Annotated in this window: 9 protein-coding genes; 1 reads left to right on the top strand and 8 read right to left on the bottom strand. The window is 52.3% G+C overall.

From position 1 onward, the window contains the following. Positions 1-323: 323 nt before the first annotated feature. A complete protein-coding gene (locus PF479_RS08445; protein ID WP_298004874.1) occupies positions 324-695 on the top strand; it encodes a hypothetical protein in 372 nt (123 codons plus the stop codon). 56 nt (positions 696-751) lie between these two features. On the opposite strand, the gene PF479_RS08450 is transcribed toward PF479_RS08445, so the two are convergent. The 8 genes from PF479_RS08450 to PF479_RS08485 are packed head-to-tail and all read right to left on the bottom strand — an operon-like array spanning position 752 to position 9,175. Next, complete coding sequence (locus PF479_RS08450; RefSeq protein WP_298004877.1) at positions 752-1,480, bottom strand: ABC transporter permease; 729 nt, start codon at positions 1,478-1,480, stop codon at positions 752-754. After that, a complete protein-coding gene (locus PF479_RS08455; protein ID WP_298004880.1) occupies positions 1,477-2,232 on the bottom strand; it encodes an ABC transporter ATP-binding protein in 756 nt (251 codons plus the stop codon). Before PF479_RS08455 ends, PF479_RS08450 begins: the two co-directional genes overlap by 4 nt. Continuing rightward, the gene (locus tag PF479_RS08460) at positions 2,225-2,830 is read right to left on the bottom strand and encodes a UbiX family flavin prenyltransferase (RefSeq protein ID WP_298004883.1); all 606 of its coding nucleotides are present in this window, start codon (positions 2,828-2,830) and stop codon (positions 2,225-2,227) included. The genes PF479_RS08455 and PF479_RS08460 overlap by 8 nt, the downstream gene beginning before the upstream one ends. Next, the gene (locus PF479_RS08465; RefSeq protein WP_298004886.1) at positions 2,820-3,731 is read right to left on the bottom strand and encodes a 4-hydroxybenzoate octaprenyltransferase; all 912 of its coding nucleotides are present in this window, start codon (positions 3,729-3,731) and stop codon (positions 2,820-2,822) included. Before PF479_RS08465 ends, PF479_RS08460 begins: the two co-directional genes overlap by 11 nt. Continuing rightward, positions 3,724-5,172, bottom strand: a complete 1,449-nt coding sequence (locus PF479_RS08470; RefSeq protein WP_298004888.1) for a menaquinone biosynthesis decarboxylase — start codon at positions 5,170-5,172, stop codon at positions 3,724-3,726. Before PF479_RS08470 ends, PF479_RS08465 begins: the two co-directional genes overlap by 8 nt. Before the next feature lie 52 nt (positions 5,173-5,224). Further along, a complete protein-coding gene (locus PF479_RS08475; protein ID WP_298004891.1) occupies positions 5,225-6,085 on the bottom strand; it encodes a hypothetical protein in 861 nt (286 codons plus the stop codon). Then, positions 6,082-7,326: an aspartate aminotransferase family protein gene (locus PF479_RS08480; RefSeq protein ID WP_298004894.1), complete on the bottom strand. Its 1,245-nt coding sequence runs from the start codon at positions 7,324-7,326 to the stop codon at positions 6,082-6,084. Before PF479_RS08480 ends, PF479_RS08475 begins: the two co-directional genes overlap by 4 nt. Further along, entirely contained in the window at positions 7,307-9,175 is a 1,869-nt protein-coding gene (locus tag PF479_RS08485; protein ID WP_298004897.1) for a U32 family peptidase, read from the bottom strand. Before PF479_RS08485 ends, PF479_RS08480 begins: the two co-directional genes overlap by 20 nt. Positions 9,176-9,841: the final 666 nt, after the last annotated feature.

Consider the following 9,841-nt stretch of genomic DNA (forward strand, 5'->3'; position numbering starts at 1 on the left):
CTATGGGAATTCCCGTCTCCAGAATGGAGTCCAGGACTGAATAAATATCTTTTCTGAGTGCCGTGGCAGAATATATCATCAGGCCTCCTGATAAAAAGGATAGTCCCGACAGGTACGTACGTCAATAGAATACGAACGTATTTGACAGTTCAATCATACCAGGCCAGTGTTCTGCTTTGCTGTAAAGTCTCTCAAAATCTCGTAGATTGTGGTTTGATAAGAACATATGTAACAGTAACAGATTTAAAAATACTTCACAAATGCCGATTATCAGTTAATATAATAAAGTAGGCCTGGTCATTATTGACAAGGGAGTGAATATTGTGGATTTAGTTTGGCAGGAAAAATACAACACCGACATTCCGGAAATGGATAATCAACACCAGACACTTTTCAAAATTATGGAAAAACTGAATGATGATGATTCTAAAGATGACAAGGGCTTGCTGAAGGAACTATATAAATATGCCATTTACCACTATAAAAGCGAAGTAGAACTATTAAATGCGAACTCATACCCGAACATAGAGAACTTGATAGCCTTTTATCAGGAATCACTGGATCAGCTCTTTATAGATATTGGTATGTATATGGCGGGATGTCTCTTTAAAGAGGATGTTCTGTATTCCCTTGAGAGATGGTTTTTAAAGCACACAACAATTTTAAAAAATGAATTTATAAAATACGTTCTGTAAATCTTTCATTGCATCAGACTTCCTCAGCCCGGCTTCTTTCCATTTCAGGAATAATCTCATGACTTCCAACGGCAGAAAAAGGATTCTGATACATCCAGGATCAAAAAAAGGACGAATCCTGCAAGACTCAGAGCCAGTATGCCGGCGTACATCTCCGTATAGGCTATCCGGGACCAGGCATCCATGATATACCAGCCGATTCCCATTCTGGTAGCAAAGGTTTCCGCCAGAAAAAGTATAGCAATCGCCGTTCCCAGAGTCATTCTGAGAGAAGAAAAGATTCGAGGCAGTAGAGCGGGTATGATGATATGCCTCAATTCATCTGCTTTTCGGCCTCCCAGGGAGCGGAGAGAGACGAAATACTGACGATTGATGCCTGCCGTTTCATCCCGTAGATTCAGGAAGAACTGAAAAAAGACAACAAGGGAGACAAAGAAGATCTTGGAAAGATTCCCCAGTCCCAGAAAGAGCAGGATGATGGGCAGAAGAGCGACCTTGGGAACAGGATACAAGAGATAGACCACAGGACTGACCAGGGAATCCACCATCCGGTTCCGACCGGCGGCAATTCCAAGGATGAGAGCGGGAAAGAAAGAGAAGAAGAGAGCCGCAAAAACCCGGAAGAGGGAGGTGATCAGATGAGCTGCCAGAGCTCCTTCCCGGAACTGATGGAGCATTGAAAATAAAACCAGATCGGGAGTGGGAAAGAAGGGTTTATCAATGATCAGGGAACTGCACCACCAGAAGGCGGACAGAAAGATCAGGGGGGGGATCATTCTTTTCATAGACCGCCCTGGGCATGCTGGCCAAACTGCTTTCTTAAAAGAACGCAGGTATCAAAATAGGAAGACTCCATCCTGCCTCCGGGACCGGATGTTGTATTGGAAAGGGAGCGGATGAACCCCTGATCATCCATTATATGAATACGGTCGCTGAGGAATACAGCTTCTTCTATGCTGTGGGTCACCAGTACGACCGTCAGTTCAGCCGCTTCGGACAGGCGGTTATGCTTCAATTGCCATAAATTGTCCTGAAGCCTTTCCCTGGTCATGGCATCCAGTGAGGAAAAGGGTTCATCCAGAAGAAGGAGATCCGGGTCTAACACCAGGGACCGGCCGATGCCCAGCCTCTGCCTTTCACCGCCGGACATCTCTTTCGGGTAGGAATGCTCCTTCCCCTCCAGACCGAGATCCTTCAGCACCCGGGTAATTTTATCCTGTATCACTCCCTTCTTCTCTCTCCGGATTTCCAGTCCCAGGGCCAGATTCTGCCAGGCTGTTTTCCAGGGGAAGAGGCCATGATTCTGCAGAATCACAGCTGTCTGTCTCCTGCCTGGACGGGGAGTTTCATTCTGGATAAGGATCTCACCGCGGCTCGGCTGAATCAGCCCGGCTATCAGATAGAGAAGGGTGCTTTTGCCGCAGCCCGAAGGCCCGATGAGGGAGTGGATCAGCCCCTTCTCCCAGCGGCCCCTGAGTGGGGGTATCACAGGTTTTTCCGGAGAGTATGAAAAAGCCGTATCCAGATACTCAATCATCCCCGGACCAGCCTCCCCCATCCCACCTGTAGGCCTCCGGCGAGGGGAGTTCCATCAGATCCATCACTCTCTCGGCGGTGAAATCCACCATCTCTCCGATACTGGCGGGAGCCGCATACAGCGCCGGAACAGGAGGCATGATGATTCCCCCGGCATGGGAAATCCGGAGCATATTCTCCAGATGTATGGCCGACAGAGGAGTTTCCCGGGCCAGCAGAATCAGCTTCCGCCGTTCTTTGAGACAGACATCCGCCGCCCTCTCGATCAGATTCCCCGAAACACCGGCGGCGATCCTGCCCAGAGTCCCCATACTGCAGGGTGCGACGATCATTCCCCGGGTCAGATAGGAACCGCTGGAGACAGAAGCCCCGAGATTTCTGATGTCATCAACCATGACCTTCCCCATTGAGGTCAGTTCCCCTACCCAGTCATCCAGGCGCCGTCCGGTCTCCTTCCGGAGGATCTCGGCAGCGGTATCGCTGATCAGAAGGTGGAGGGGAATATCCCTCTGGAGTATTTTCCGGGCCAGAGACAGGGAGTAGAGGGATCCGCTGGCTCCGGTCAGCGCCAGAATCAAAGGAGGAGAATCAGGAACCATACAGACCTCCCGGCATATAGATGTCCAGCAGGGTGAACAGAAGGATCAGGGGGGAGAGGATCTGATTGAGATGATAGGAGGCCAGAGGTATCCATTTGATTCCGCCTCTCCAGGCAATGAGATGTTCCGCCGCCAGAATCAGAGCCGCAAGGACTACTCCAGCGGCATACCAGACTCCCAGATGAAAAAAGAACAGATTCACAGCCAGGAAGAAGAGTGTACCCAGGTGGCTGAGACCGGCTATCACCAGGGCGCCGCGGCGTCCGAAACGGGAGGGAACGGAATGAATACTGTGAACTCTGTCATGCTCCAGGTCCTGCAGGGCATAGATGATATCAAAACCAGCGACCCAGAGAGCCGCCGCGATGGTCAAGGGAAAATAACGGATTTCAAAGCGGCCGCTCAGAGCCAGAAAACTGCCCATGACGGCGGCGGAACAGGTCACTCCCAGCCAGAAGTGACAGAGCCAGGTAAATCGTTTCGTAAAGGAATATCCGCCGATAAGCACCACCCCGACAGGAACGAGAAGCAGGCAGAGCGGGTTCAGCATGGCGGCAGAAAGCAGGAAGAGCAGACCGCAGACTACCGTGAAGATCCACAGGTCCCGGACTTTCACCCGGCCTGAAAGCAGATCTCTCCCGGCAGTACGGGGATTTTCCCCATCGATCTTCCTGTCGATCAGGCGGTTGAGGGCATTGGCGCCGTTCCGGGCGGCAAACACAGCCAGCAGTATCCAGAGGACCGTGGAAAAACCGGGACGTCCCCCGCTTTCCAGCAAAAACGCGCAGATCGCCAGTGGGAGAGAAAAGAGTGTATGTTCCAGCATGACCGCCCGGCTGATGCCACTTCCCCGCCGGGCTTCCTGCCGGATGAACCCGCGAAGAGCTTCGGTATTACTCAAATCCCAGCTCCTTCCAGCGAAGATCCACCTGTTTTTTGATCTCATCGCTCATCACAATATCGTCGGGCCACTCCCGTTCATGTCCGTCCAGAGGGCCCTTACGGGTGGCATCCACCCCGAGCCTTGTTCCGAACCGGGCCCGGGGGGAGGCATGGTCCAGAGCATCCAGGGGACCCTGACTCATGATCAGGTCCCGTTCGGCATCGATATTGTTGAAGACCTTCCACATGACATGACTCAGGTTCTGAACATCCACATCATGGTCCACAAGGATGATCATCTTGGTGTACATCATCTGGCCCATTCCCCAGATGCTGTTACAAACCTTGTGAACCTGCCCCGCATAGCGTTTGCGGATAGAGATGACGGCGCAATTGTGAAAAACCCCTTCCAGAGGCAGGTTCATATCGATGATTTCGGGAACCAACTTTTTAAGGAGGGGCAGGAAGATCCGTTCTGTGGCTTTGGCCATGTAACAGTCTTCCATAGGCGGCTGACCGACAATAGTAGCGGGAAAGACAGGCTTTTTTCTCCGGGTGATGCAGGTGACATGAAAAACGGGATAGTCCTCCTCCAGGGAGTAATAGCCCGTATGGTCGCCGAAGGGCCCCTCCCGGTGCAGCGGCTCCTCCGGGTCAACATAGCCTTCCAGAATAAATTCGGCCTGGGCAGGAACCTGGAGGTCGGAAGTGATGCATTTGACCGTCTCCACGGGTTTCCCTCGAAGGTAACCCGCAAAAAACAGTTCGGAAATCCCCTCGGGCAGGGGTGCCGTGGCGGCATAGGTCACCGCGGGATCATCTCCCAGGGCCACGGCCACAGACATTATCTCCCCCCGTTCCTTGTATTTCTGAAAGTAATGGGCTCCATCCTTATGATGATGCCAGTGCATGCCCGTGGTGTTTTTATCAAAGACCTGCATCCGGTACATCCCCATATTCTGGGCACCCGTTTCGGGGTCTCTGGTGATCACCAGAGGGAGGGTGAAAAATGGCCCCCCGTCGCCGGGCCAGCAGGTGAGAACGGGTAGCGTGGAAAGATCGGGATCATGATCCACAACCTGCTGACAGGGTGCGTTAAAGACTCTATGAGGAAGAAATATTCGGGCCCATTTCAATTTCGGGAAAAAGCTCATCACATCCAGACGGCCCATCTGGGAGAAGGCCCAATCCATGAGTTCCTCCAGTTCCGCTGCTTTTTCATCCAGGGTTTCTGCTCCCAGAGCCATAGCCATCCGACGGGAACTGCCGAAGGCATTGATCAGTACAGGAAACTCCGACCCCTGAACATTTTCAAAGAGCAGAGCGGGACCCTTCTGCTTGCTCACCCTGTCCGTTATTTCACCGATCTCCAGCCTGGAACTGACGGAGGCGCTGATTCTCATCAATTCACCTTCCTTCTCCAGACGGGCTACAAAATCCTGTAAATGCTTATATGCCATAAACCGATTATAGTGAGACCCGGGAGGGTAGTCCACACCGGGATTCAAGTCTCTAGGGAATTAGCAGATCAACAGAACTGACCGGATGTTCCAGTCCGTATTTGCCGTCGAACCATTGAAGAACCGCATCCACAGTCCCCTCGGGAGGAAGCATAATGGAACGGTAGTGGGGTACGGGATAAGGGTGTTCCGGATCATCGGGGAGACGGATCTTTTCCAGAAGCAGGGAACTGTACTGGTCCGGGTCTGAATTGATTTTTTCCACGGCGGCATTCCACTGATCCTTGAAGGCCGCCAGCTCTTCGGGGTGTTCCTGAATATAGCTTTCCCGAAAGGCGAGGACTGCCGGTTCCAGGGCTGTATCCGCCTGATCCTTCACAATGGGGAATCCGCGGCTTAAAAGGGGCCAGGCCATGGCATCGGTCAGGCAGGCCATGGGAATCTTGCCGTTCCCCAGCATCTCCATCCGGACGGGAACCTGAGGAATGGAGACCTTTTCTATCTGTCTGCCCCGGGTCAACTGATCCACCATAAACTCTATGACCGTATTATCCGACAGGCCGATGCTCCAGGAATCTTCTATGTTGAATTCGGGATGGACCACGATCATGAAGCGGCTTTCGGTGATGGTAAGAACCCGCTGAGGCATCCCCTTCTGCCCGAATGAGACCACAGAAACCAGATCTGTCATGGTCCCGTCAAGCTCTCCTACCTGCATGGCCGTATCCCGCTCCTTGGCGCTCATAAAAGGCACAAGTTCTACATTTTCCATCAGGAAGAGCGGGAGGGCCCCCGCATCGGGCATCACCCCTATCCGTATAGCTTTTTCCTGCTCCGTGAATTCCCTCTGTCCCGTGGCACCGGCGGCATAAAGGGCGGTTAGAGCGAGTATCAATATCCCTAATTTTTTCATTCCAGAATCCTTACTGTTTTTCTTAAATGGTCGAGCATCGAGTCAATCACGCCAGGGCTGATCACGAGGGGTGGCTGGAAGGCCAGGACATCCCGTCCCAGCCCGTTTTTCCCGAGAAGGAATCCCCGGTCCTTCATCTCTTCCAGAATCTGATCTGTCCTTTCCGCCCCGTCCCACTTCTGGTTACCCAGAACCGGAAGACCCAGCATCAGCCCCAGACCCCGGGGCTCTCCCAGAAAGGGGAAATCCCTGCTGATCGACTCCAGCCCTTTTTTCAGCATTTCACCCTTGATCCGGGCCTCTTCGATCAGATTCTCCTCCCGGATGAATTCCAGCACTCCCAGTCCCGCCTGGCAGGAAACGGGGTTCCCCCCCAGAGTGGATGCAGATGGCCGGGAAAAGGAGGAGGCAATGGCATCTGTCGTGGCAAAGAAACCGATGGGAAAACCGTTCCCCAGAGCCTTGGCTCCCGTCAGTATGTCGGGTTGAACACGGTAATGCTCAATCGCGAACATCCTGCCGGTCCGGGCGAAGCCGGTCTGAATCTCATCGCAGATCAGAAGAACCTTCTTCTCCTTCATCAGGGGCAGAAGGGATGTGAAAAAATCTGGGGGAAGGGGACGGATTCCGCCGTTTCCCTGTATAGGCTCCACCAGAAGAGCGGCAATCCTGTCACCCTTCTCCCTGATCACTCTCCCCGCCTCTTCGGCGGAAGATACAAAATGTACAGGCAGCTCATCACAGAAGGGATCTGTCCGCCACATGGGGATGCCTGTGGCTCCCGAAGTCAGAAAGGTTCTGCCGTGGAGGCTTCCCTCCAGGGCAATGAATTCTTTCTTCCCCGTATACACCCGGGCCAGGAGCATGGCTCCTTCGTTGGCCTCGGACCCTGAATTGCAGAAGAAACTGCGTCTCAGATCACCCGGCAGAACCGAAGCCAGCTGCTCCGCCAGGTCCACTACGGGCTGGGTCAGGTAGAGAGACGTGGTATGCTGCAGAGTCTGGAGCTGGTCTATTACCCGCCGGTTGATCGAATCATTGCAGTGGCCGCAGTTCATCACGGACACACCGGCAAAAAAGTCGGCATACTCCTTCCCGCGGCTGTCAAACAGACTGGCCCCCTTCCCTTTCACCAGCTGGGGGGGATCTTTATAAAAATGGTAGGAACAGGGCATTAGAAAGTCGTGTTTCTTCTCCAGAATTCTTTCGGGTCCCGGGGATTCAGAACTGATGGGCGCCATAGGTATAGCCTCCTGAGCAGGATTTCAATGTATGGAAGAACTCGACGGCTCGAGCCGGTTCATCCAGGGCCTGACGGTATGTCTTCATAATGGATTCGGAGTCCGACAGGGTGTAGGCCTGAAGCTCCAGACGGAAAAACCTGTATCCCCCGTTCACAAGGGCAGGCAGGCGGGGAAGAAGGCAGAGTTCCTTGTGGGGCAGAAGATGAGAACGGTCCCACCAGTCTCTGCGGAGAGTCAGACGGGAAACCTGTGTCTCCAGAGAGATCTGGTCTTCCTGAATCCGGCTGACATCATGATCCATGTACATCACCCCGGGAAGACCGTGGAGAACGACCTCTCCCCGGAGAGAGCCCCCCCTGGATTTGACATCCCCGGGCAGGGCGGCCAGAGAATCGAAGGGCAGTTCCAGTGAGGCAGTCCAGCCTGAGGCGCCCCGGGCTGTATAGAAGCCGACGGCCCGGGCATTGTACAGATTCATGGCACTGTCACAGACGATGCTGTACTCCCGGACATCTATCATTTCAAAGATACCCGCATGACCGGCGAGAACTCCTGTGAGAGCAGGTTTTTTATTGAAATAGGCCCGGAAAAGTTCGATCTGTCCGGCCTTCATCATCCTGGGAAGAGCCAGAAAAAGTTCCCTCCCCTGTTGTGAACACTCCCCGTAGAGAGCCTGGATTTCCTGAAATGAGGCCGGTCTGTCCGGAGCAAAGGGCTCGGCGGACAGATAGATTCTGTCGGCGCCGCAGTCCAGTGCCAGCCGGGCCTGGGCGACCGTATTCACCCGGACGGTCATCTTCAGGGAGAGACCGGCTTCCGGTTGAAAGGGGACCTCCTCCGGGGGAATGGAAAGAGAAATCTCTTTCTCCTGAGTAGGAGTGCTGAACATCTTACCCGTCGAATAAAACTGTCCTGATCCCTCACCTCTCGTGTTGATGTTCTCTATCCCGGGATTCCCGAAGGCATAGCCGGTGGAGTAATCCCTCTTTTTGAATTCTTCTATCTCCCCGGCATCAGCCTGGGCTCCACCCAGAGGATCATCCAGAAAACGGTCCAGTGCCCCGCCGTAGCGGTTGACCAGATCCAGGATGAACTCCTTTTCTCTCATCCGGCCCTCAATCTTTAAGGATGAGATTCCCGCCAGTACCAGATCGCCCAGATGGCTGTAGAGACTCAGATCCTTCACTGCCAGAGGGAAGGGCTTCTCACCATCCAGATTTGTGAAGGGCCAGCGGCAGGGCTTGAGGCAGCGGCCGCGGTTGCTGGACATTCCGAAAAGATAGGAACTATACAGACACTGGGAGCCATGGGTTACACACATATCACCATGAGTGAAGTATTCCAGTTCCACATCGGTCTGTTCCGCCAGGAGCCGGACCTCCTGCAAGGTCATTTCACGGGAGAGAACAACCCGTTCCACACCCTGACGGGCCAGAAAGCGGATCATTTCGGCGTTATGAACATTCATCATCACCGAAGAATGAAGAGGCAGGGTCATCCCCGACTCTCTCACAATATCCAGAATGGCTGCATCCTGTACAATCAGAGCATGAGGCCTGATCTCTTCCAGAAATCCGAGATAATCCTCTGCCTGGGAGATCTCTTTTTCATCGATAAGACTGTTGATGGTAATATAGATCTTCTTCCCGACCTCCCTGGCAAGAAAAACAGCTTCTTTCAATTCATCATGACTGAAATTATAGCCCTTGCGTATCATCCTCATATTGAGAACCTGCCCGCCGCAGTAAATGGCATCACAGGAACTTCTGATCATAGATTTATAGATACCAAATGTGCCCGCAGGCGCCAGCAGCTCCAGGGGTCTTCCGTTGAATTCTCGACTCATGGGCTAATTATAGGAAATCAGGCATATATTTGAAATACTTGAGTATTGATAATAAAGGATGCCGGCAGCTGCACAAGCGTATCATTCATAAAAATGTCTGATTATTTGATTCAAAACGGTCAAAATCTCCGTTCTATAAGTCGGAGGGTTCCATGTCGGAAGATATTCTAACGCAGACCGCTGCCGAGAGATTCGGCATCATGTACCTATTCCCCTACCAGAGGCTGGTCATCACCAACATCCTCCGCCGCTCGGGATACTTTGTTACAACAGTGTCTTGCCATTAAAATCAATGTAAGGTTTAACTGAAATTATCCCCCAATCAATCGATCTCAACCAATCTATTTTTTAAACATCATATCAACTACGATTATATCGTGTAATTGACTTAATCAGAATCAATAACCCGATACCCCCCCCTCTTTAATATGGTAACCTTACGCCATTCAGTTCCGTTGATGGGACAGGTTTGGAATTGAGCGAGTTTTGATAATATCCGGGGAAGAATGGTCGGCGTCGCAGATGTCCCCAACAAATTGAATGTGAAAAAATTTTATCATTGTTTAGGTGAAAGTCTCACATCTGTTTTGAGATCGAGTGAGGGGATGATCCCTCCCTTTTTAATATAGAAATATTTCATTATTTGACTTCAAGATAGGTTTCTCC

Origin of the sequence: Oceanispirochaeta sp. (assembly GCF_027859075.1) — a bacterium.
Taxonomy (GTDB): domain Bacteria; phylum Spirochaetota; class Spirochaetia; order DSM-2461; family DSM-2461; genus Oceanispirochaeta.